We start from the raw sequence: 22,627 nt of genomic DNA, 5'->3' as shown, positions 1-22,627 counted from the left end.
CTACCGGGGAATCTCGAACTTCTCAGGCACTGCAATGCCATAGAAGTTCAGGGATACCCGGTTAACCGGGTATCCCTGGGAGCGGCTCAGTGCGTCGTGTAACCCTCGGACTTGGCGCGCTCGAAGGAGGCCACGACCTCGGCCTCGGCCTCGGTCCGGCCGACCCACTCGGCGCCCTCGACGGACTTGCCGGGCTCGAGGTCCTTGTAGACCTCGAAGAAGTGCTGGATCTCGAGGCGGTCGAACTTCGACACGTGCGAGATGTCGCGCAGGTGCTCCAGGCGCGGGTCCTGGGCGGGGACGCAGAGGACCTTGTCGTCGCCGCCGGCCTCGTCGGTCATCCGGAACATGCCGATCGCGCGGCAGCGGATCAGGCACCCGGGGAAGGTCGGCTGCTGCAGGATCACGAGCGCGTCGAGCGGGTCGCCGTCCTGGCCGAGGGTCTCCTCGATGAAGCCGTAGTCGGCGGGGTACGCCGTCGACGTGAAGAGCGTGCGGTCCAGGCGCAGCCGGCCCGACTCGTGGTCGACCTCGTACTTGTTGCGCTCACCCTTGGGGATCTCCACCAGCACGTCGAACTCGAGCACGTCATCCTCCGCCATCGTCAGGCCAACAACTAAGTCTTGGGTAGGCCCGCCCCGCGGGCCCGGACCAGTCTCGCGCACAATGGCGCCAAACGTGGAGTCGGGAAGGGGCGAGAAGTGGGCCGACGTGACGCACGCCACGGCTCGCGCCTCGCGTTCTGGCTCCCGGTGATCGTCGTGCTGGCGCTTCTGGGGGGCGCAGGTACGGCGTACTGGGTCGACCGCGACCAGCCCGATCCGTCCGAGGAACCGGAGCAGGTCGCCGCGCCGGCCGGGCTCGAGCTGCCGCCGCTGACCGACCCCAGCCCGGTCGCCGTCGCGGCGACCGGCACCGCCGATCCGGCGAAGGTACGCCGCGCGCTCGCGCCCCTGCTGAAGGACGACGACCTCGGCTCGCACGTGCTGGCGGTCGTCACCGGGCTCGACGGCACCTCGCTGCTCGCCCGCGGCAGCGGTGGCGCGGTCCCCGCGTCGACCCTCAAGCTGCTCACCGCCACGGCCGCCCTCGACACCATGGGCCCGGACCAGACCTTCGCGACCACCGTCGTCTCCGCCGGGCCGCGGCGGATCGTGCTCGTCGGCGGGGGAGACCCGTTGCTGTCGGCGAGCCGCCCGAAGCCGGACGACTACCCGCGGCCGGCCGACGTCCAGACCCTCGCCCGGGCGACTGCCGCCCAGCTCAGCGCCAGCGGGACCACCCGGATCCGGCTCGGGTACGACGCGTCGCTGTTCACCGGCCCCGACGTCAGCCCGCACTGGCCCGACTCCTACATCCCCGACGGCGTGGTCGCACCGATCCAGTCGCTCTGGGTTGACGAGGGCCGGCCGGCCGACGGCGACGGCCGGGTGGACGACCCGGCCCAGGCCGCGGCGACGGTGTTCGCCGCGGCGCTCACCCGCGCCGGCATCGAGGTCGTGGGTGTGCCGACGCCGCAGACGGCCGACCCCGCCGCCGCCGAGCTCGCGCGGGTCACCAGTCCCCCGCTCTCCCAGATCGTCGAGCACACCCTGCTCACCAGCGACAACGAGGCCGCCGAGGTGCTCGCCCGCCAGGTCGCCCTCGCCACGGGCGCCGACGCCAGCTTCACCGGCGGCGCCGCGGCCGTCCTGGACACCGTCACCGGGCTGGGGGTCCCCACCTCCGGCGCGAGGACGTACGACGGCAGCGGGCTGTCCCGCGACAACCGGCTCGCCCCCGCCACGCTCACCGCCGTGCTCGACGCCGCGGGCTCGGCGGAGCACCCGACGCTGCGCCCGGTGCTGACCGGTCTGCCCGTCGCCGGCTTCAACGGCTCGCTCTCGGAGCGGTTCACCGAGAGCTCCGACAAGGAGGGGAGGGGGAGCGTCCGGGCCAAGACCGGCACCCTCACCGGCGTCAGCGGCCTCGCCGGCACGGTGACCGACCGCACGGGCACGCCGATGGTCTTCGCCGTGCTCGCCGACCACATCGCGCTGCTCGACACCCTCGACGCGCGGGCCGCCCTCGACGACATCGCGTCGGCTCTCGCGGCCTGTCGCTGCGCGGCGTAGGCGTTGGACGCCGCGAGTACGGTCTCCGCATGACAAACCCGCGCTCGGGCATGGTCGACTGGGACCTCGCCGTCTCCATCGGCTCCCGGCTGGCCGGCGACGGCCCGTCCGTCACCTGGACCGAGGCCGCGGCGGTCGTGGAGGAGCTCCGCGACGGCGCCAACCGCTCGACCGGCCTGGTGCGTGAGTTCACCGGGCTGGAGGCGGCCGCCAACACCGCCCCGATCGTGGTCGTCGACCGGGCCGGCTGGGTGCAGGCCAACGCCGACGGGTTCGCGACCATCCTCGCCCCGATCGTCGACAAGCTCACCGGGGACAAGACGCCGTCGCGGGTCGCGCACGCCGTCGGCTCCCGGATCACCGGCGCCGAGGTCGGCGGCCTGCTCGGGTTCCTGGCCGGCAAGGTGCTGGGCCAGTTCGACCCGTTCTTCGCGCCGTCGGGCCGGCTGCTGCTCGTCGCGCCCAACATCGTCCACGTGGAGCGCGAGCTCGAGGTCGACCCGCACGACTTCCGGCTCTGGGTGTGCCTGCACGAGGAGACCCACCGGGTGCAGTTCACCGCGACGCCGTGGCTGGCCGACCACCTGCTCGGCGAGATGCACGGCATCGCGGACAGCATCGAACCCTCCGGGTTGCTCGACGAGGGGCTCGGCAAGATCGCCGCGGCACTCAAGGGCGGCGCCCGCGGCGGCAGCCTGCTCGACGTCGTCAGCACCCCCGAGCAGAAGGAGATCGTCGACCGCGTCACCGGCGTCATGTCCCTGCTCGAGGGCCACGCCGACGTCGTCATGGACGGCGTCGGGCCGAGCGTGATCCCGACCGTCGGCGACATCCGCAGGAAGTTCACCAAGCGCCGCAAGGGCGTCGGCGTCCTCGACCGCACCCTGCGCCGCGTGCTCGGCCTCGACGCCAAGATGGCGCAGTACCGCGACGGCGCGATCTTCGTCCGCGCCGTGGTCGACAAGGCCGGGATGGACGAGTTCAACGCCGTCTGGGAGCGTCCCGACAACCTCCCCACCAAGGCCGAGATCGCCGACCCCGCCGCCTGGATCTCCCGGGTCCTCTGAGGACCGCATGACTCTCCACCCGGCCGTCGCCGCCGTCCGTCTCGGCGTACGCCGAGCGCTCGCCGACGTCGCGCCGGGACGGACCGTCGTCGTCGCCTGCTCCGGCGGCCCGGACTCGACGGCGCTGCTGGCCGCCACCGTGTTCGAGGGGCGCAAGGCCGGCTGGCACGTGATCGGGGCGACCGTCGACCACGACCTCCAGGACGGGTCGGCCGACCGGGCCGCGGCCCTGGTCGCCCGGATGGCGGCGATCGGCGCGGACGAGACGCTCAACGCCCGGGTCCACGTGGAGGGTGGTGGCCTGGGACCGGAGGCCGCCGCCCGCCGCGCGCGGTACGCCGTCCTGGAGGAGGTCGGCGAGCGCTTCGACGCCGCCGCGGTGCTGCTCGGCCACACCCGCGACGACCAGGCCGAGACCGTCCTGCTCGGGCTCGCCCGGGGCTCCGGCGGTCGCTCGCTGGCCGGCATGCGGCGGGGCTACGACCGGTTCGTCCGCCCGCTCCTCGACGTCGGCCGGGCCGACACGGTCACGGCCTGCCTGGTCGAGGGCCTCGAGACCTGGGACGACCCGCACAACGAGGACCCGGCGTACACCCGGGCGCGGGTGCGGCACACCGTGCTGCCGCTGCTGGAGGAGCAGCTCGGACCCGGCGTCGCGAGCACCCTCGCCCGCACCGCCGACCAGCTCCGCAGCGACATGGACTACCTCGACGACCTCGCGGAGACGGCGTACGCCGAGCTCCGGTCGGCCGACGGCGCACTCCCGGTCGCCGGGCTCGCCGGCCGGCCCACGCCGATCCGGCACCGGGTGCTGCGGCTCGCCGCCCTGGACGCCGGTGCGCCCGCCTCGGAGCTCTTCTACGAGCACGTCACGGCCATGGACGCGCTGCTCACCGACTGGCACGGCCAGCGCTGGGTCGACCTGCCCGGGCCGGTCCGGTGCTCGCGGAGCGATGGTCGGCTGCAGCTCGACCCGGTCCGCTGACTAGGCTCTCGCCCATGGACGCAGCCGACGTACCGGACGACCTCGTCAACGTTCTCTTCACCGAGGAGCAGATCCAGGGGCGGCTGCGCGAGCTCGCGGTCGAGATCGAGACCGACTACGCGGGCAAGGACCTGCTGATCGTCGGCATCCTCCGCGGTGCGGTGATGGTGATGGCCGACCTCGCCCGCAGCTTCAGCCGGCACCTCGAGATGGACTGGATGGCGGTGTCGTCGTACGGCTCCGGCACCAAGTCCAGCGGCGTCGTCCGCATCCTCAAGGACCTCGACACCGACATCTCCGGCCGGCACGTGGTCATCGTCGACGAGATCATCGACACCGGACTCACCCTCTCGTGGCTGACCGCCAACCTCGCGTCGCGCACCCCCGCGAGCGTCGAGATCTGCACGCTGCTGCGCAAGCCCGAGGCGCTGACGATGCAGGTCGACGTGAAGTACGTCGGTTGGGACATCCCCAACGAGTTCGTCGTCGGCTACGGCCTCGACTACCGCGAGCGCTACCGCAACCTGCGTGACATCGGCACCCTGGCACCCCACGTGTACTCCTGACCGGGGATCAGGTCCGATGCGCCCGAATGGCCGATTGCTGAGAGAATGCTCATTGGCGACGGTGTGTACCGTCATCAGTTCAGTTGAGCGCCTACGCGGTCATCAGACCGTCGGGCGGCAAGCTCGTGTCGAGAGAAGCCTGTGAAGCGCATATTCAAGGGTCCATGGCTGTGGATCGTCCTCGCGGTGGTGGGCGTGCTCATCGCCCTGCAGTACCTCGCGCCCAGCGGCGGGTACGACGAGATCGAGTCCTCCAAGATGGAGAGCAACATCTCCAGCGGCGCCGTCAAGGAGATCACCTTCGTCGACGGCGGTGACCAGCAGATCAAGGCGACCCTCGACAACGGCGACAAGGTCATGTCGTTCTGGCTCGCCGGCACGCAGGACACGATCCGCGACGCCGTGCAGAAGCAGGTCGACGAGGGCACGATCGAGAAGTACACCGTCGACGTGCCGAAGCCCAGCCTGCTCGGCTCGATCCTCGCCACGCTGCTGCCCTTCGCGCTGATCATCTTCCTGTTCCTGTTCCTGATGAACCAGGTCCAGGGTGGTGGCGGCCGCGGCGTCATGCAGTTCGCCAAGTCCAAGGCCAAGCTGATCTCCAAGGACATGCCGAAGACGACGTTCACCGACGTCGCCGGCTGCGAGGAGGCCATCGAGGAGCTCGGCGAGATCAAGGAGTTCCTCCAGGAGCCCGCCAAGTTCCAGGCCGTCGGCGCCAAGATCCCCAAGGGCGTGCTGCTCTACGGACCTCCCGGCACCGGCAAGACCCTGCTCGCACGCGCCGTCGCCGGCGAGGCGGGCGTCCCCTTCTACTCGATCTCCGGCTCCGACTTCGTCGAGATGTTCGTCGGCGTGGGTGCGTCCCGCGTCCGCGACCTCTTCGAGCAGGCCAAGGAGAACGCCCCGGCGATCGTCTTCATCGACGAGATCGACGCCGTCGGTCGCCACCGAGGCGCCGGCATGGGCGGCGGCCACGACGAGCGCGAGCAGACGCTCAACCAGCTGCTCGTCGAGATGGACGGCTTCGACGTCCGCGGCGGCGTCATCCTGATCGCCGCGACCAACCGGCCCGACGTGCTCGACCCGGCGCTGCTGCGCCCCGGTCGCTTCGACCGCCAGATCGCCGTCGACGCCCCCGACCTGTCCGGTCGCCACCAGATCCTCAAGGTGCACTCCCGCGGCAAGCCGATGTCCTCCGACATCGACCTGCTGTCGGTGGCGCGTCGTACGCCGGGCTTCACCGGTGCCGACCTCGCCAACGTGCTCAACGAGGCCGCGCTGCTCACGGCGCGGGGCAACCAGAAGCTGATCACCAACGGCGCCCTGGACGAGGCGATCGACCGCGTGATCGCCGGCCCGCAGCGGCGTACCCGCCTGATGAGCGAGAAGGAGAAGCTCATCACGGCCTACCACGAGGGCGGGCACGCCCTCGTCGCCGCGGCGCTGCCCGGCACCGACCCGGTGCACAAGATCACGATCCTCCCGCGCGGTCGCGCGCTCGGCTACACGATGGTGCTGCCCGACGAGGACAAGTACTCCCAGACCCGCTCGCAGATGCTCGACTCGCTGGCCTACATGCTCGGCGGCCGGGCCGCCGAGGAGATGGTGTTCCACGACCCCACGACCGGGGCCGGCAACGACATCGAGAAGGCCACCAGCCTGGCCCGCGCGATGGTCACGCAGTACGGCATGACCGAGTCGCTGGGCGCGATCAAGCTCGGCGACTCCACCTCCGAGCCGTTCCTGGGCCGCGACATGGGTCACCAGCGCAACTACTCCGAGGACGTCGCGGCGAAGATCGACGACGAGACCAAGAAGTTCCTCGCCGTCGCGCACCAGGAGGCCTTCGAGATCCTCGAGGAGAACCGCGACGTGCTCGACACGCTCGTGCTCGAGCTGTTCGACAAGGAGACGCTCGACAAGGAGCAGGTCGCGCGGATCTTCGAGCCGCTGCGCCGTCGTCCCGAGCGTCCCGCGTGGACCGGGTCCGACCGGCGCGTCCCGTCCTCGATCCCGCCGGTCGAGATCCCGCAGTGGATCAAGGACCGGACCACCGCCCACGCGGCGGCGTTCGCCGCGTCGAACGGTGACGGGCCGAAGGAGACCGAGGAGGGCCCCGGCGCGATCCTGACGCCGCCGGGCTCCGGCGGCGACGTGCACGGCGACCCCGGCGTCCAGGGCTCCGGCGCCGAGCCGCCGCGCTGAGGGCGGCACTGAACCGATGACCGACTCGATCCGTCCCGACGAGCGGCGCCCGGAGGACATCCCGGCGTTCGACCAGCCGCGCGCGGAGGCCGCCGTGCGCGAGCTGCTGATCGCCATCGGCGAGGACCCCGAGCGCGAGGGCCTGCTGGAGACCCCGGCCCGGGTGGCGCGGGCGTACGCCGAGGTCACGGCCGGGATCCGGATGACCCCCGAGGACGTCCTCACGACGACGTTCGACATCGGTCACGACGAGATGGTCCTGGTCCGCGACATCGAGCTGTGGTCGATGTGCGAGCACCACCTGGTGCCCTTCACCGGCGTGGCGCACGTCGGCTACATCCCGGCGGCGTCCGGCAAGATCACCGGCATCTCCAAGCTCGCCCGGCTGGTCGACGTCTACGCCAAGCGGCCGCAGGTGCAGGAGCGACTGACCACCCAGGTCGCCGACGCGCTGGTCGACCTCCTCGAGGCCCGCGGCGTCATCGTCGTGATCGAGGCCGAGCACCTCTGCATGACCATGCGGGGCGTGAAGAAGGCCGGCGCCCGCACCATCACGTCGGCCGTGCGCGGCACGATGCGCTCCAACTCCACGACCCGCGCCGAGGCGTTCGCGCTGATCAACAGCCGGCGCTAGTCGCCGTCCCAGGGATACCCGGTTAACCGGGTATCCCTGAGCTTCTCGGGCATTGCAGTGCCCGAGAAGCTCACGAAGTGCCCGAGGAGTACGGCGAGCCGCTAGCCGAGCGCCTCCGATGCGCGGGTCGGTGTCGAGGGGCTCCGTGGGGTGTCCAGTCCGGCCCACGAGGCCGTGCCCTAGCCTCGGAGCCATGGTCACGACCCCGGTGCTCATGGGCGTCGTCAACGTCACGCCCGACTCGTTCTCCGACGGCGGGCGCTGGCTGGAGGCGGACGCCGCGATCGCCCACGGGCGGGAGCTGGTCGCCGCGGGCGCCGACATCATCGACATCGGTGGCGAGTCCACCCGTCCGGGCGCGACCCGCCCCCTCGTCACCGAGGAGCTCGACCGGGTGGTGCCCGTGATCGGTGCGCTGGTCGCCGACGGGGCGACGGTGTCGGTCGACACCATGCGCTCCGAGGTGGCCGAGGCGGCGATCTCCGCGGGGGCGACCATCGTCAACGACGTCTCGGGCGGCCTCGCGGACCCGCGGATGTACGCCGTCGTGGCCGGCGCCGGCACGACGTACGTCGCCATGCACTGGCGGGCCCATGCCGACCACATGCGCGACTTCGCCGTGTACGACGGGCCCGGCGGGGTCGTCACGGCCGTCCGCGACGAGCTCGCGGCGCGGGTCGACGCGATGCTGGCCGCGGGCATCGAGGGGGACCGGATCGTGCTCGACCCCGGCCTCGGCTTCGCGAAGCGCCCGGAGCACAACTGGGCGCTGCTTCGCGACCTCGGCCCCCTCCAGGGCCTGGGGTTCCGCCTGCTGGTGGGGGCGAGCCGCAAGTCGTTCCTCGGTACGCTCCTGGCCTCCGACGGGTCGCCCCGGCCGGTCGGGGAGCGGGAGCACGCCAACACCGCTCTCACCGTGCTGCTCGCGCAGCAGGGTGTGTGGGGGCTGCGCGTGCACGACGTACGCGCCGCGAAGGACGCCCTCCGAGTGCTGGAGCGGCTGGACCAGGTGGAGGCGACGCAATGACCGACGAGCTGGCCGTCCTGGGGATCGAGTGCTTCGGTCACCACGGCGTCTTCGAGTTCGAGAAGCGCGAGGGGCAGGTCTTCGTCATCGACCTGGTCCTCGGCGTCGACACCGCACCCGCTGCGGCGAGCGACGACTTGCGGGACACGGTCGACTACGGAAGTCTCGTGGCCTCGGTGAAAGCCGCCGTGGAGAAGGACCCGGTCGACCTGATCGAGACCCTCGCCCAGCGGATCGCGGACGTCTGTCTCTTGGACGACCGTGTTGAATGGGCGCGGGTGACGGTCCACAAGCCGAACGCACCCATCGACGCGACGTTCTCGGACGTGGCGCTGACGATCACCCGGAAGGGCCGCCCGTGACTGAGACCCCGAACCCCAACATCGTCGACACCGACACGTTGACCGGTGAGATGCGACCGATCCGGCGTGCCGTCCTGGCGCTCGGGTCCAACCTCGGGGAGCGGATGGCCAGCCTCCAGGGGGCGGTCAACGCGCTGGCGGACACGCCCGACGTCTGGATCACCGGCGTCTCGCCGGTCTACGAGACCGAGCCGGTCGACAGCCCGGCCGAGGCGAAGAACTACCTCAACGCCGTCGTGCTCATGGACACCACGCTCGCCGCCTCGCGCCTGATGGACCGCGCCCTGGCGATCGAGGACGCGTTCGAGCGCGAGCGCAGCGAGGTCCGCAACGCACCGCGGACCCTCGACGTCGACCTCATCGTCGTCGGCGACCGCCGCAGCGACGAGGAGTCGCTCCGGCTCCCGCACCCGCGGGCCCACGAGCGCGCGTTCGTGCTGCGGCCGTGGCTCGACGTCGACCCGACGGCCGAGCTGCCCGAGCACGGTGCCGTCGCCGACCTCCTCGACCGGGCCGACCAGAGCGGCATCAAGGTCCGTGAGGACCTGGTCCTCGAGATCCAGTGACGCCCTGAGGTGACGCTGCCGTGATCGACGGCCCGCCCGAACGCGAGGACGAGGAGCAGGAGCGGGTCCACCCGGGCCGGCTCCGCCCGACCTCCGGAGCCGCCCTGGCCGGCTGGGCCCTCGTCGGCCTGGTCGGCGGCTGGCTCCTGCACCCGCTCGCCGAGCGCGTCCGTGACACCGCGCCGATCGTCACCTGGGCGCAGCCCCTCGCGCTGCTGCTGGTCGCGGCGATCCTCGGCGCCACGGCGTACCTCACCTGGCGCGAGGTGCACGTCCACCAGCAGCGCCTCGACCCGCGCCGCGCCGTCAACCGCCTCGTGCTCGCGCGGGCGTGCGCCCTCGTGGGTGCCCTGATGGCCGGCGGGTACTTCGGCTACGCCCTCAGCTGGACCGGCGTCGACACCGAGCTGGCCGACCAGCGCCTCTCGCGCTCCCTGATCGCGGGGCTGGCCGGGTCGGCGGTCGTGATCACGGCCCTGCTCCTGGAGCGTGCGTGTCGCGTCCGATCCGACGGCGACGCCGTTTAGCCTGCTGGTATGGCTTCCCCCAGCTCCACCCGGCGTCGTCAGCGCAGCACCCGGCTGACCGTCGCCGTGTCCCTTCTCGCGCTCGCCGCCGTGCTGGTGGTGGGCGCCGTCGTGAGCGGCGCGTGGCTCCTCGTCACGCTCGCCGCCGCGCTCGGCGTGCTCCTCGGAGCGACCGCCACCAAGATCACCCACAGCGAGCTGGTCACCGCGCGGCGCGACGCCGCCCGGGACCGGGCGGAGCAGGCGCAGGCCTACCGCCGCCTGACCGACGAGCGCACCGCGGAGAACGCCGCGTTCGTCACCTCCATGCAGGACAGGCTGACCCGCCAGCAGACGGCCGTCGACGAGCTCGGGGTCGCGCTGACGTCGGCGCAGCAGCGGGCCGCCGAGGCGACCCGCAAGCTCAACGCCGAGGCCCGCCGGGCCGACGCCGCGGAGCGCCAGGGACACGACGTCGAGGAGCGGCTGGGCCAGCGGCTCGCCGAGGCCGAGGAGCGCGTCGCCGAGGCCGTCGTCCGGGTCGTCGAGCTGGAGCAGGAGCTCGACGTCGTACGCGCGGAGCTCACCACGGTGACGCAGGCGTGGCACGCGGCCGAGGCCGCGCAGCGCCGTCACGCCTGACTCGACCCGAGTCGAACCTCACGCCGTACGCCGTCCCCGGCCGGTTCGCGCCGCGCCCGGCCGGGCAGGATGGACGATTGTGATCCCCGACGAGAACCGGTTCGAGAGTGACCCCGACGCGGCCCTGGGCGCGGTGTCCGGGCTGCCGCAGGGCTGGACCATCGGCACGCCCGACCCGGCCGACCGCTTCGACGTCGCTCGGCTGACCCACCTGCTCCGCGCCCACGAACGGCACGGCCGCGGCTGGGCCGGGGCCGGCGTCGACGACGTGCTGGTCGAGGTCTCCGAGCGGGGGCTGCGGATGCGCGAGAACGTCGTGGTGCGCGACCAGGACGGCGACATCCACGCGTGGGGGAGCGTCCACGACCGGTCGGTCGGCCGGATGCTCTTCGTGCACGTCGTGCAGCGCGACCTCCCCGACGACGTCGCCGACCGCTGCTCCGAGCTGCTGCTCGACTGGGCGGCGGCGCAGGCCCGGGCCGTCGGCGCCGCCCGCGGGCTGGAGACGCAGCAGATCGACACGGGTGCGTTCCCGGACGACGAGCGCCAGGCACGCTGGCTGGCGGGAGCCGGCTTCGAGCGCGTGCGCACGTGGTGGCAGATGAGCCGGCCGGTCACCCCCGAGGAGGAGGGCCTGGTTGCGACCCCGGACCACTGGGAGGAGCGCGACGTCGTGTTCCGCCTGGTCCGTCGTACGGGTGACGGCCTGCCGGACGTCGACGACCTCCGGGAGATCCACGAGGTGCTCGAGAGCGCCTTCGTCGACCACTTCAACTCCAGTGAGGAGACCTTCGAGGAGTTCCTCTACCGGCTGCGGGAGGACCCCGGTCACCGCTGGGACCACTGGTGGCTCGCGGAGCTGGTCGACGGCGACGCGCCGGTGCCGGTCGGCGCGCTGATCGGGACCGTGTCCGAGAGCGCGAACGGCCCGGACGGCTCCTACGTCTCCTACCTCGGCGTCCTCGAGGCGGCCCGGGGCCGCGGCGTGGCCAAGGGGCTGCTGCGCACGATCATCGCGGACGCGGCCGTCCGCGGTCGGGACCGCGTCGGCCTGGAGGTCGACGCCGACTCGCCGACGGGCGCTGCCGGTCTGTACACCTCGATGGGCTGGACGACGAAGTACGTCACCGAGTCCTGGCACCGCGACGTGCCGGTCACGTAGCCGGCTCTCGACGCGCTCGAACGAACTTGGATGATTCGGTCGCGTGTCCGGGCCCGGTTACCATCGTTGGGGCTCGTTGACGACGGGTCGCCTTTCACTCAGGGGGAATGGATGAGTCACGGGATCTCTGTGCCCCTGGTGACCGTCGTCGTTCCCACCTTCCGGGGAGCGGACCGGATCGGCGACACGCTGCGCTCCCTGGCTCACCAGACCATGGATCGGGCGGCCTTCGAGGTCGTGGTCGTCCTGAACGGCCCGGCGGACGGCACGCCCGAGGTCCTCGACCGGATCCGACGTGAGCACCCGGAGCTGCGGCTGCGGAGCATCACCATCCCGGAGGTCGGGGCCGGGCACGCGCGCAACGCCGGTGTCGCCTCCGCGGCGGGCACCTACCTGACCTTCGTCGACGACGACGACTCGGTCTCCGCCACGATGCTCGAGTCGCTCGCCGCCGAGGTCGCGGACGGCGTCGTGCCGCTGTCGATGGTCGCTGACGTCGTCACCGACTCCGTGCCGAGCGTGATCGAGTTCGACAACTACCTCAACCGGCGCATCTCGGTGCAGACGGGGCAGACCGTGGCCGGCGAGTCCCTCCCGACCGCCCTGGGATTCGTGGCCGGCAAGCTGGTGCCGACGGCACTCGCGCGAACGGCCGAGTTCGACACGTCGCTGCGCAGCGGCGAGGACGTCGTCTACTGGTTCGACCTCTTCAACCGGGCGCCCTTCCTGTTCAGCGTCGTGGACAGCCACACCGGCGCCGCGTACCACCGCTCGATCCGGGTCGGCTCCATCTCGCGGCAGGCGGCGAGCTACGACTTCAGCGTCAGCCAGCGGCTCGAGGTGATCCAGCGACTGGCGAGCCGCGAGGTGACCCACCCGGCCGCCGCGCGCGTGCGCGACGTCCTGATGGTGAGCCAGACGGTGCTGATCAACGGCTATCTGCGCGAGATGGGCGAGGACGTGCGGCTGCGCGCCGTCGACCAGATCCGTGAGCTCGGCCTCGAGTCGTTCGTGCGCTACGACGTCCTCAACGCCGGCCTGGCCCACGACCTCGCGATCTGCTACGCGTTCCCGCCGTGGGTGGACACCAGCGGGTCGGTCTCGGCGCGCCGGATCCGGCGCCGCGGGGTCGTCGTGGACGTGGTGTCGCAGTCCCTGAGGTCGTGGTCCGAGCGCGACGCCGGCGGTCGACTGATCGCGCAGGAGTTCATCGGCGACCACGCCGAGCTCGCCGGCAAGGCCGGGGTCTTCGAGTGGCGGCCGATCGACCGGTTCGTCACGGCCGGCTTCCAGCAGATCGCCACCTGGGAGGCGACCAAGGGCAGCTACCGGTCCGTCTACAGCCGCTCGATGTGGCCGGCGTCGCACTTCCTCGCCGCGTTGTACAAGATCCGCCGCCCGGAGACGACCTGGATCGCCGAGTTCTCGGATCCCCAGCAGCGAGACAGCCGGGGAGGCTTCCGCGGCGCGCGCTGCCGACCGGGACCCCTGCTCGACGAGCTCCTCGCCGCCCTGGCGGCGACCGGGGTCGAGCTCGCGCCCGACGTCGCGATCTCCGAGCTGGTCGAGGTGCTGGCCTACAGCCTGGCCGACGAGATCGTGTTCACCAACGAGAACCAGCAGACGATGATGCTCGACTACCTCGGCCGTCCCGCTCTCGAGGAGCGGGTGCGAGAGCGCTCGACCATCAGCGAGCACCCGACGCTGGAGCCGCACTTCTACCAGCTCGCACCGTCCGACTACGTGCTCGACCCGACGGTGGCCAACGTCGCGTACTTCGGCGCCTTCTACAAGACCCGTGGCCTCGGCGAGGTCATCGAGGCAGTCTCCTCCCTGTCCGCCGAGCGTCAGCGTCGGTTGCGGCTCCACGTCTTCACCCCGCAGCCGGAGGAGCTCGATATCGCGGTCCGAGACGCCGGCCTGAACGGCGTCATCATCGCGAACTCGTACGTCCCATACCTGGAAGCGCTGAACCTCGCGACCCGGATGGATGCCCTGATCATCAACGACGCCACGACGGTGGGGATGCACTCCCTCAACCCGTACCTGCCGTCGAAGTGGTCGGACTACGCCGGCAGCGGATCAGACGTCTGGGCGATCGTCGAACCCGGCAGCGTGCTGTCGAAGAAGAAGACCCGCTACCAGTCGCGGATCGGCGACGCCCATGCTGCCCACGAGCAGCTGGTCGCCATCATCAAGGACCACGTGTGAACCACCCACCTCTGAGGGAGACAGATTCTGTGAGCGGAGCTCGAAGGATCGCGTTCAGGACCAGTGTCATCGGCATCGTCGCGGCGCTCATCGGCGCGACGGTCGTGCAGGCCTGCGGCGTGCCCGTGAGCCAGGACTCGGCGAAGCGACGCGCCGGCTCGGGCGTCATCTCGATGGTCGCGGCGCCGGTCGGACAGTCGGCCAGCGGCAAGGCCGGCGTGACCCCCGGCCTGGTGACGTTCAAGCCGGCCCGACCCGGGCGCATGGTCCTCATCCAGGGCAAGGTCGGCTCGCGGTGGAAGACGGTCAGCAAGGCCGTCCAGGACAGCCGCGGCCAGGTGAGCTTCACGGTCGCCAACCCCTCGCTCGCGTACCGCGCCGTCGTCTCGGCGACGAAGAAGGACGCCAAGGTCGTGACCAGGGCCGTGACCTCGGCGAACTGGGGAGCGCCGACCTGGCGTGACGAGTTCTCCGGCAGCGGCGCCCTGGACCCTGCGATCTGGTCGACCTGGCCGACCAACCGCAAGGACGCGAAGCTCAGCTGCTCGGACATGCTGCCCGGCAACGCCTCCCGGCGCGGTGGCGCTGCGGTGCTGAAGGTGACCCGGCTGCCCGGAGCGAAGGGCAAGAAGACGAAGAAGTGCCCGTACGGCCAGTTCGGCAACGCGATCGTGCAGGCCGACAACCCGGAGCACCTGCTCGCCTACGGGTTCGCGGCGGCACGCGTGAAGTTCTCGCCGGCGCGCGGACAGCACAGTGCCTTCTGGCTCGACGTCCCGCAGAGCACCCCCACCGACACGCCCGACTACTACACGGGTGCCGAGGTCGACATCGCCGAGTACTTCGGGGACGACCGGCCCCGCGGCGGCCTGGCCAGCTTCGTGCACCGGGTCAGCCCGACCGGCAAGGTCACGTCGGTCGGCGGGGAGTTCAAGTCGCGCCACCTGCTGCCGAAGAAGAAGGAGTGGTCGCAGGGCTGGCACGTGTACTCCGTGGAGTGGAGCCCGACCGGCTATGTCTTCCGGGTCGACGGCAAGGTCACCTTCAAGACGGCCAAGAACATCTCCAAGATCGCGGAGAAGGTGGTGCTCAGCGCACTCACCTCGACGTGGGAGATCCCGGCGCTCGACGTGAAGCGCCTGCCGAGCGAGACCAAGTACGACTGGGTGCGCGTCTGGCAGCGGCCGGCCTGACCTGTCCGGTGGCGCCGGTGACGCTCGCCGCACGGTGAGCGTCACCGGAGTTCATTTGTGACTAGGCTCAGCCTGTCTGTCCCGGAAGGATCTCCTGTGTCGTCCCCTTCGCCGTCCGTCGCCGCACGTCCGCTCCGCCCCGGCGGAGTGCTCGTCGTGGCCGCGGAGCCGTTGCGCACGCTGGAGGCGCTCGGTGCCGCCTTCGACGACGTGCTCCTCGCCCGGTGGGACCGGGTGCGTGCGGACCTCGACGAAGCAGCGACCGCCCGGGGCGTCGTGATCGTGGTCGACGGGGTGGTGCCTGCCGACGTGCGGGAGCTGGTCGTCGACCACGTGACGGTGCACTCCGGCGTGCTGCTGGCCCTCGGGGTGCCGCGCGAGAACGCATCGTTGGGCGGCGTGGACAGCGCGGGACTCAAGATCATCGGCGGAGGTCGCCTCGGCGAGCTGCCCGTGACGTGGTGGGCGGCGGCCGACCTGGGGCCGGTGGACCCTCGTGACCTCCCCGGGGGATCGGCTGCTGCCGTCCCCGGTGGGTCCTCGATCGACCCGGATGCGTTCGGCGCGCACGCCGAGATCCTCCGGTCCGGGCTCGAGCTCGCACGCGTCGAACGACCGACCGCCACCGACGAGGCCGCCGGGTCGAGTGCTCCGCGCCGGGCCGCCGCCGCCCCGGTGCCGGCGGCGCCCCCGCCACCGGGCCGGCGCCGGCTCGCCGTCGCCGCACTGGCGGTCGGTGGCGGCACCGGTGTGCTGGCCGGCCTCGGCCTGGCCCGGATCGCCAGCGACCCGCTCGCCGCCGTGACCCTCGTCGCCGTGGCGGCGATCCTGCTGGTCCTCGCGTGGGGCGTGCTGGCCATCCGTCGCCTGACCGCCCGGGTCGAGGAGCAGGCCGCCCGCACCCGGCGGATCCGCAAGGACCTGGAGCGGGGCCTGCGACAGCTCACCAGGCGCGCCCAGGTCATCGACGCACGAGGTCTCCGGATGCGCGACACCCTCGGGGAGATCGAGGCCCGGCTGGCGGTCGTCTCCACGAGGACCTCCGACGCTCGCCGGGGGCAGGCCAACGCGCCGTACGACGGCGCCGCGGCCATCGACGGCGGCGATCGGTAGGCGCTCGAGCATCGCCGGGTCCCGCTGAGCACGGCCGCGCGGGCGATGCGGCGCTGACCTGGGATGCCCCTATCCTCGGGTGCTGGTGAGGATGCGGAACGAGGAGGTGCCGACGGTCATGGCCACGTTCGCGGACTCCGAGGTGGCGTCCGTCGACGGTACGGGCGCGACCGCCTCTCCGGGCAAGCGGACCGACATCCAGGGTCTGCGCGCGATCGCCGTCGCTCTCGTCGTCGTCTACCACCTGGTGCCCGCCGCCCTCACCGGCGGCTTCGTGGGCGTCGACGTCTTCTTCGTCGTCTCCGGCTTCCTCATCACCTCCCACCTGCTCACGCGGCGTCCCACCCGCCCGCGTCACCTCCTGGAGTTCTGGGCCCGGCGAATCCGCCGGCTGCTGCCCGCGTCGTTGCTGGTCCTCCTCGTCACGCTGGTCGCCACCCGCTGGGTCGCTCCCGTGACGCAGTGGGAGGTCACCGCCCGGCAGAGCGCGGCCGCCGCGACCTACCTGGTCAACTGGCTGCTCGCGAACGACTCGGTCGACTACCTCGCGGCCGCATCCGCGCCCTCACCGGTGCAGCACTTCTGGTCGCTCTCGGTGGAGGAGCAGTTCTACGCGGGGTGGCCGGTGCTGGTGCTCCTGGTCGGGCACGTCGCGATCGCGACCCGGATCGCCGGCTCGCTGCGGCGGCTGCGGCTGCTCTTCCTCGTGGGCCTGGGCCTCGTGGTCGCGCTCTCGTTCGCGTGGTCGGTCCACCTCACCGCAGCGAACCCGGCCCGCGCCTACTTCGTCACCACGACCCGGATCTGGGAGCTCGGCCTGGGCGGCCTGGTCGCGGCGCTCCTCGTGCTGCGCGACCGACCGCTCCGCCTCGACCCCGCGCTCGCGGCCGTCGCGGCGTGGATCGGGATCGCTGCGATCGTGTGGACCGGCTTCACCTACACCGGCTCGACGCCCTTCCCGGGGTGGCAGGCGCTGGTGCCGGTCGGCGGCACGGCACTCGTCCTGGGCGTCGCCGCGGGGACCCAGGCCTGGTCGCCCGGCCGGTTGCTGGCGCTCCGCCCGTGCCAGTGGCTCGGCGACATCTCCTACTCGGTCTACCTCTGGCACTGGCCGCTCATCGTCCTGGCCCCCGCTGTCAGCGGAGGTCACCGCGGTGCGATCGACAACGGTGTGATCGTGGTGGCGACCCTCGTGCTCGCGGCGCTCACCAAGACGTACGTCGAGGACGTCTTCCGGACGCCGTCCTGGTCGCGTCGCCTCGGCCAGACCTATGCGCTCGGCGCCGCCGGGATGGCCGTGGTGATCGCGGCGGCAGCCCTGCTGGTCGTCGACCTCCACGCCCGGGAGGACGCCGCGCGCAGCGAGCTCGGGCGGGCGCTGCGCTCCGACGATCCCTGCTTCGGCGCGGGCGCCCTGGTCGCCTCTCGGCAGTGTCCGCCCAGCACGGGGGATCCCGTCCCTGCTCCGGTGCTCGCGGCGCTGGACAAGTCGGCCGCGTACGGCAGCTCCGACGGTGGGAAGGACTGCTTCTCGGCCCTGCCCGCCTATCCGACGGTCCAGTGCGTCTTCGGCGACCGGACGGCCGAGCGGACCGTCGCGCTGGTCGGCAACTCGCACGCGGGCCAGTGGGTGCCGGCCCTGCAGCAGATCGCACGCCAGCAGCACTGGAAGGTCGTCACGTACCTGTCCTCGCGGTGCGCGCTCGCGGACGTGCGCCAGCAGTTCGACACCGCGGAGCAGTCGACGGCCTGCCTGGACTGGGTCCACCGGGTCACGGCCCGGGTGGGTGCCGAGCAGCCCGACCTGGTGGTGGTGGCCAACCGGGTCTCCCTGCCGGTGGAGGGAGCGGACCTGGCCGACAGCGCCACGCCGTACGAGCAGGGCTACGAGCACGTGCTGCGCTCGTGGTCGGACGAGCACCTGCCGGTCGTGGTGCTGCGTGACACTCCCGCGCCGGGTGACGGAGACGTGCCCTCCGTGCCCGACTGTCTGGCCAGCCACGGCGACGACTTCGCCGCCTGTGCCGGCTCGCGCGCCGACTGGGAGCCTGCGGACCCCTCGGTCGCGGCGGCCGGAGCCATCGACTCACCCTCCGTGGACGTCGTCGATCTCAACGACAGGATCTGCGGGCCGCGGCAGTGCCGGCCCGTCGTCGGCGGGGTGGTCGTCTACTTCGACGGCTCCCACCTGACGGCGACCTACGCCCGCTCGCTCAGCCCGTTCCTCGAGCCGGAGCTGGTGGCCGCGATGGGCCCGAAGCCCTGAGGTCCGGGCCCCGGCACCTCGCTAGACTGCCCGAGGTCCATCCGTCGAGGTAGCCGGAATCTCGGAAGTAGTGCCGGTTGAGGAGTCACCGCCCCATGTCGCCGCGCACCGACGCTCCCTCGTTCTCGATCGTGTCTGCGGTGTACGACGTCGCGCCGTACCTGGACGAGTTCATCGGTTCGATCGAGGCGCAGACCCTCGCGCCCGAGCGGTTCGAGGTCATCGTCGTCGACGACGGCTCGACCGACAGCAGCCTGGCCAGGCTCCGGCGGTGGCAGGCCGAGTCCGCGATCCGGGTGCAGGTCCTCACCCAGACCAACAGCGGTCAGGGCAGCGCCCGCAACCTCGGGCTCGGGCACGCCTCAGGGACCTGGGTGACCTTCACCGACCCGGACGACTGGGTGGCCGAGGACTACCTCGAGCGGGTGAGCGACTTCGTCGACTCGAGTCCCGACATCGACCTGATGGTCACGCAGTTCTCCATCGTCCACGACGCCACCGGCGAGGTCAGGCGGCACCCGCTGCGCTCGATGTTCCGCGACGGTGACGTCCCCCGGCGGCTCAACGACGGGATCGACTTCTTCACCGGCAGTGCTCCCGCGGCGTTCTTCCGTCGCGATCGGCTGATCGACGAGGACCTGCGCTTCGACGACCGGGTCCGGCCCAACTTCGAGGACGGGCACTTCACCGCGCGGTACCTGCTGGGTGTCCCCGACCCCGTCGTCGGCTTCATCGGCCGGGCCCGCTACCACTACCGCCGCCGCGCTGACGGGACCTCGACCCTCCAGCGCAGCCTCTCCGACGCCGGCCGCTACACGAGCGTGCTCCGGTACGGCTACCTCGACGTCCTCCAGCGCGCGGTGGCCCAGCACGGTGCCGTCCCGGCATGGCTCCAGGCCCTGGTGATCTACGACCTGTCGTGGTTCTTCAGCACCGATGAGAGGTACGGCGCGGCCACCGCCGGTCGTGGTGCGGTCGCGGACGAGTTCCACTCGTTGCTGGCGGAGATCGTCGGCCACCTCGAGCCGAGCGTCGTCGAGGGGTTCCGGGCGCGTCCGTTGAAGCGGGAGTGGCGCTACCTCCTGCTCCACGGCTACGCCAGCGACGCGTGGCAGGAGGGGCAGGCCACCGTGACCGGGTACGACCGGCGTCGCGAGCTGGTCCGGTTGTCCTACTACTTCACCGGCGCGGCTCCGCACGAGCGCCTCCAGGTCAAGGGCGTCACGGTGACGCCGTACGCCGCCAAGATCCGCGACGTCGTGTCGCACGGTCGGGTGCTGCTGCACGAGCGCATCCTCTGGACGTCGGCGCGGGCCTCGATCCGGCTGCAGCTCGACCACCGTGACGTGGTGCTGCACCCGAGCGAGCCGGACCCCGTCGTCCGCACGCTCTTCCCCGGGAAGATCCAGCAGGCCGACGACCGCAGCCGCGGCATCGAGCGACCGCCCGGCCTCACCCCCGAGCAACACCAGCTGCTGGACCAGGCGTCCTCCCGCAAGACGCGCCGGCGCTTCGAGGGCGCCTGGGTGCTCATGGACCGCATCCACGACGCCGATGACAGCGGCGAGCACCTCTTCCGTCATCTCCGCCGCGAGCGACCGGACATCAACGCATGGTTCGTCCTGGAGAAGGACACGCCTGACTGGCGCCGCCTGCGCAAGGACGGCCACGGTCGACGTCTCGTCGCGTTCGGGTCCGACCAGTGGAAGCTGCTGATGCTCAACTGCCGGCACCTGGTGTCGTCGCACGCCGACGACGCCATCGTCGACCCCGGGGAGCTCGACTTCGTCGACAAGCCCTGGCGCTTCACCTTCCTCCAGCACGGGGTCATCAAGGACGACCTCTCGACCTGGCTGAACCGCAAGCCGATCGACCTGATCGTCACGAGCACCGTCCCGGAGCTCGAGTCGATCGTGGCCGACCACACGGCCTACAAGGCGACGCAGGTGGAGACCGTCCTCACGGGGTTGCCGCGGTTCGACCTGCTGCACCGGGTCGGCGCCGAGATCGGGCCCGAGCGTCGCGACCTGCTGCTCGTGGCGCCGACCTGGCGCAACTGGCTGGCGCTGCCGCTGATCAACGGCACCCAGCGACGTGGGGTGCCGGGTCCCGAGTTCTTCGAGTCCGAGTTCTTCCAGCGCTGGACGGCGGTGCTCGGCGACCCCCGGGTCGCCGAGTCGTGCGCTCGTCACGGCCTCACGATCGGGTTCCTGCCGCACCCCAACCTCAGCGAGGTGCTCGAGGGCGTGGACCTGCCCGACCACGTGCGCCAGCTCTCGTTCGTGGGGACCGACGTGCGGGAGCTCTTCGCCCGCGCCGCGCTGCTCGTCACGGACTACTCCTCCATGGCGTTCAACTCCGCCTACATCGACCGGCCGGTCGTCTACTACCAGTTCGACCGCGAGCGGGTCCTCGGCGGCGACCACGTCGGTCGGACCGGCTACTTCGACTACGAGCGCGACGGGTTCGGGCCCGTGCGGGCGACCCACGACGAGGTGGTCGCGGCGATCCTCGCGGCGCTGGAGCACGGACCGGTGCCGGCCGCGCCGTACGACGCGCGGATCGCGGCGACCTTCCCGGTGCGCGACGGCCGGTGCTGCGAACGGGTCACCGAGGCGATCCTCGCTCTCGACCGCAAGGTCCCGCGCGCGGCCGCGGGACGACCGCTCGACCGGATCGGGACGGCCGGCGGCTAGAGCCGCTCGACCCCAGGACCGGTCGCGACCCCGCGCAGGTCGAAGAAGCAGTGCGCGGCAGCAGCGATGGCGTCGACGTCGAACGCACGGTGCTGCTGGAGCAGCACGGTGATGTCGGCCTCGGCCGCGGCCGACACCGGGTCGTCGGCCCGGACCGCACCGTCGACGACCCAGGCGGGCACGTGCGGATCGGCGTACGAGACCCGGGCGCCCATCCCGAGCAGCACCTGGGCCAGGGGGATCGCGGGCGACTCCCGCTGGTCGGCGATGTCGGGCTTGTAGGTCACGCCGAGCAGCAGGACGCCCGAGCCCCTGACCGGCAGCGACCGGTCGTTGAGCAGCGACTGGATCCGCTGGGCGACGTACCGCGGCATGCCGGAGTTGATCTCCTGGGCGAGCTCCACGAACCGGAACGGGTAGCCGAGCTGCTCCTCGACCCGGTGGGAGAGGTAGTTCGGGTCGATCGGGATGCAGTGGCCGCCGACGCCCGGGCCGGGGTAGAAGGCCTGGAACCCGAAGGGCTTGGTCCGCGCGAGCCGGATCACGTCCCAGAAGTCGATCGAGAGCTCGTGGGAGAAGCGGACCATCTCGTTGACCAGGGCGATGTTGACCTGGCGGTAGGTGTTCTCCAGGAGCTTCGACATCTCGGCCTCGCGCGTGCCGCGGGCGACGACTACCTGGGACGTCAGCTGCGAGTAGAACTCCTCGGCCCGTCGGGCGCACTCCTCGGTGGTGCCGCCGACGACCTTCGGGGTGTTGGCGATGCCGAACTCGGGGTTGCCGGGGTCGACGCGCTCGGGGGAGAAGGCCAGCGCGAGCCCGGAGCCGACCGTGAGCCCGGACAGCTCCTCCAGGATCGGACGCAGCACCTCCTCGGTCGTGCCGGGGTACGTCGTGGACTCGAGCACGACCAGGGTGCCGCTGGTCAGGTGCGGGGCGATCGATCTCGCTGCCGCGCGCACCATGGACAGGTCGGGCCCGCCAGCCGGGTCCAGCGGCGTCGGCACGCAGATCACGACGGTGTCGGCCGTGGCCACGACCGCGGGGTCCGAGGACGCCCGGAAGCCGCCGGCGAGCATCTCGGCGACGTCCTCGTCGCCGAGGTCGTCGATGTGCGAGACCCCGGCGTTCAGGCCGGTCACGATCCGGTCGGAGGTGTCGAGGCCGGTCACCTCCAGACCGCGGGAGACGGCCAGCTCGGCCAGCGGCACCCCGACGTACCCGAGTCCCACGACGACTACACTGCCCACTGCTCTGTCCGCTCCTCGAGGCCCAACCACGGCAAGGCTCTCACGCCCCGTCCGCCCGA

The 22,627-nt window shown here is 71.7% G+C and carries 19 protein-coding genes; 17 read left to right on the top strand and 2 right to left on the bottom strand.

All coding sequences use genetic code 11. The features are described 5' to 3' along the window. Positions 1-86: 86 nt before the first annotated feature. Positions 87-602 (bottom strand): inorganic diphosphatase, encoded by a 516-nt coding sequence (locus tag ABEA34_RS09100; protein WP_425576868.1) that lies wholly within the window; start codon positions 600-602, stop codon positions 87-89. A gap of 99 nt (positions 603-701) precedes the next feature. On the opposite strand from ABEA34_RS09100, the gene dacB reads away from it, so the two are divergent. The 17 genes from dacB (at position 702) to ABEA34_RS09015 (ending at position 21,318) form a co-directional block, all read left to right on the top strand. Continuing rightward, on the top strand, positions 702-2,114 hold the full coding sequence (dacB, locus tag ABEA34_RS09095; RefSeq protein WP_345520929.1) for a D-alanyl-D-alanine carboxypeptidase/D-alanyl-D-alanine endopeptidase: 1,413 nt from the start codon (positions 702-704) through the stop codon (positions 2,112-2,114). Positions 2,115-2,143: 29 nt separating this feature from the next. Then, on the top strand, positions 2,144-3,181 hold the full coding sequence (locus ABEA34_RS09090) for a zinc-dependent metalloprotease (RefSeq protein ID WP_345520928.1): 1,038 nt from the start codon (positions 2,144-2,146) through the stop codon (positions 3,179-3,181). Between the two features lie 7 nt (positions 3,182-3,188). Beyond that, complete coding sequence (gene tilS / locus ABEA34_RS09085; RefSeq protein ID WP_345520927.1) at positions 3,189-4,166, top strand: tRNA lysidine(34) synthetase TilS; 978 nt, start codon at positions 3,189-3,191, stop codon at positions 4,164-4,166. A gap of 14 nt (positions 4,167-4,180) precedes the next feature. Further along, the gene (gene hpt / locus ABEA34_RS09080) at positions 4,181-4,732 is read left to right on the top strand and encodes a hypoxanthine phosphoribosyltransferase (protein ID WP_345520926.1); all 552 of its coding nucleotides are present in this window, start codon (positions 4,181-4,183) and stop codon (positions 4,730-4,732) included. Positions 4,733-4,873: 141 nt separating this feature from the next. Next, the gene (gene ftsH, locus ABEA34_RS09075) at positions 4,874-6,940 is read left to right on the top strand and encodes an ATP-dependent zinc metalloprotease FtsH (RefSeq protein WP_345520925.1); all 2,067 of its coding nucleotides are present in this window, start codon (positions 4,874-4,876) and stop codon (positions 6,938-6,940) included. Positions 6,941-6,956: 16 nt separating this feature from the next. Then, a complete protein-coding gene (folE, locus tag ABEA34_RS09070) occupies positions 6,957-7,574 on the top strand; it encodes a GTP cyclohydrolase I FolE (protein ID WP_345520924.1) in 618 nt (205 codons plus the stop codon). 193 nt (positions 7,575-7,767) lie between these two features. Then, entirely contained in the window at positions 7,768-8,601 is an 834-nt protein-coding gene (folP, locus tag ABEA34_RS09065; protein WP_345520923.1) for a dihydropteroate synthase, read from the top strand. Beyond that, complete coding sequence (gene folB, locus ABEA34_RS09060) at positions 8,598-8,963, top strand: dihydroneopterin aldolase (protein WP_345520922.1); 366 nt, start codon at positions 8,598-8,600, stop codon at positions 8,961-8,963. The genes folP and folB overlap by 4 nt, the downstream gene beginning before the upstream one ends. Continuing rightward, entirely contained in the window at positions 8,960-9,529 is a 570-nt protein-coding gene (gene folK / locus ABEA34_RS09055; protein ID WP_345520921.1) for a 2-amino-4-hydroxy-6-hydroxymethyldihydropteridine diphosphokinase, read from the top strand. Before folB ends, folK begins: the two co-directional genes overlap by 4 nt. A gap of 20 nt (positions 9,530-9,549) precedes the next feature. Then, a complete protein-coding gene (locus ABEA34_RS09050; protein WP_345520920.1) occupies positions 9,550-10,056 on the top strand; it encodes a DUF3180 domain-containing protein in 507 nt (168 codons plus the stop codon). Between the two features lie 9 nt (positions 10,057-10,065). Then, positions 10,066-10,677, top strand: coding sequence for a hypothetical protein (locus ABEA34_RS09045; protein ID WP_345520919.1), 612 nt, complete (start codon positions 10,066-10,068; stop codon positions 10,675-10,677). Between the two features lie 79 nt (positions 10,678-10,756). Continuing rightward, entirely contained in the window at positions 10,757-11,839 is a 1,083-nt protein-coding gene (locus ABEA34_RS09040) for a GNAT family N-acetyltransferase (protein ID WP_345520918.1), read from the top strand. 111 nt (positions 11,840-11,950) lie between these two features. After that, positions 11,951-14,050: a glycosyltransferase gene (locus ABEA34_RS09035; protein WP_345520917.1), complete on the top strand. Its 2,100-nt coding sequence runs from the start codon at positions 11,951-11,953 to the stop codon at positions 14,048-14,050. A gap of 29 nt (positions 14,051-14,079) precedes the next feature. Further along, entirely contained in the window at positions 14,080-15,243 is a 1,164-nt protein-coding gene (locus ABEA34_RS09030) for a glycoside hydrolase family 16 protein (protein ID WP_345520916.1), read from the top strand. A 96-nt stretch (positions 15,244-15,339) separates the two neighbouring features. Continuing rightward, a complete protein-coding gene (locus ABEA34_RS09025) occupies positions 15,340-16,356 on the top strand; it encodes a hypothetical protein (RefSeq protein WP_345520915.1) in 1,017 nt (338 codons plus the stop codon). A gap of 91 nt (positions 16,357-16,447) precedes the next feature. Then, a complete protein-coding gene (locus tag ABEA34_RS09020; RefSeq protein WP_345522774.1) occupies positions 16,448-18,622 on the top strand; it encodes an acyltransferase family protein in 2,175 nt (724 codons plus the stop codon). Between the two features lie 95 nt (positions 18,623-18,717). Beyond that, positions 18,718-21,318 (top strand): bifunctional glycosyltransferase/CDP-glycerol:glycerophosphate glycerophosphotransferase, encoded by a 2,601-nt coding sequence (locus ABEA34_RS09015; RefSeq protein WP_345520914.1) that lies wholly within the window; start codon positions 18,718-18,720, stop codon positions 21,316-21,318. Here the strand turns inward: ABEA34_RS09015 and ABEA34_RS09010 are convergent. Then, on the bottom strand, positions 21,315-22,568 hold the full coding sequence (locus ABEA34_RS09010) for a nucleotide sugar dehydrogenase (protein ID WP_345520913.1): 1,254 nt from the start codon (positions 22,566-22,568) through the stop codon (positions 21,315-21,317). The genes ABEA34_RS09015 and ABEA34_RS09010 overlap by 4 nt on opposite strands. Positions 22,569-22,627: the final 59 nt, after the last annotated feature.

The organism is Nocardioides conyzicola (assembly GCF_039543825.1).
In the GTDB taxonomy this organism is placed as follows: Bacteria; Actinomycetota; Actinomycetes; order Propionibacteriales; family Nocardioidaceae; genus Nocardioides; species Nocardioides conyzicola.
Note: the sequence above shows the minus strand (reverse complement) of the source record. Positions and strands in the feature narration are given on the sequence as shown.

Coding starts and splice junctions, on each gene's coding strand:
- folB (WP_345520922.1), top strand. CDS start 8,598: ATGACCGACGAGCTGGCCGTCCTGGGGATCGAGTGCTTCGGTCACCAC.
- ABEA34_RS09020 (WP_345522774.1), top strand. CDS start 16,448: ATGCGGAACGAGGAGGTGCCGACGGTCATGGCCACGTTCGCGGACTCC.
- ABEA34_RS09035 (WP_345520917.1), top strand. CDS start 11,951: ATGAGTCACGGGATCTCTGTGCCCCTGGTGACCGTCGTCGTTCCCACC.
- tilS (WP_345520927.1), top strand. CDS start 3,189: ATGACTCTCCACCCGGCCGTCGCCGCCGTCCGTCTCGGCGTACGCCGA.
- folE (WP_345520924.1), top strand. CDS start 6,957: ATGACCGACTCGATCCGTCCCGACGAGCGGCGCCCGGAGGACATCCCG.
- ABEA34_RS09090 (WP_345520928.1), top strand. CDS start 2,144: ATGACAAACCCGCGCTCGGGCATGGTCGACTGGGACCTCGCCGTCTCC.
- ABEA34_RS09015 (WP_345520914.1), top strand. CDS start 18,718: ATGTCGCCGCGCACCGACGCTCCCTCGTTCTCGATCGTGTCTGCGGTG.
- hpt (WP_345520926.1), top strand. CDS start 4,181: ATGGACGCAGCCGACGTACCGGACGACCTCGTCAACGTTCTCTTCACC.
- ABEA34_RS09045 (WP_345520919.1), top strand. CDS start 10,066: ATGGCTTCCCCCAGCTCCACCCGGCGTCGTCAGCGCAGCACCCGGCTG.
- ABEA34_RS09100 (WP_425576868.1), bottom strand. CDS start 602: ATGGCGGAGGATGACGTGCTCGAGTTCGACGTGCTGGTGGAGATCCCC.
- folP (WP_345520923.1), top strand. CDS start 7,768: ATGGTCACGACCCCGGTGCTCATGGGCGTCGTCAACGTCACGCCCGAC.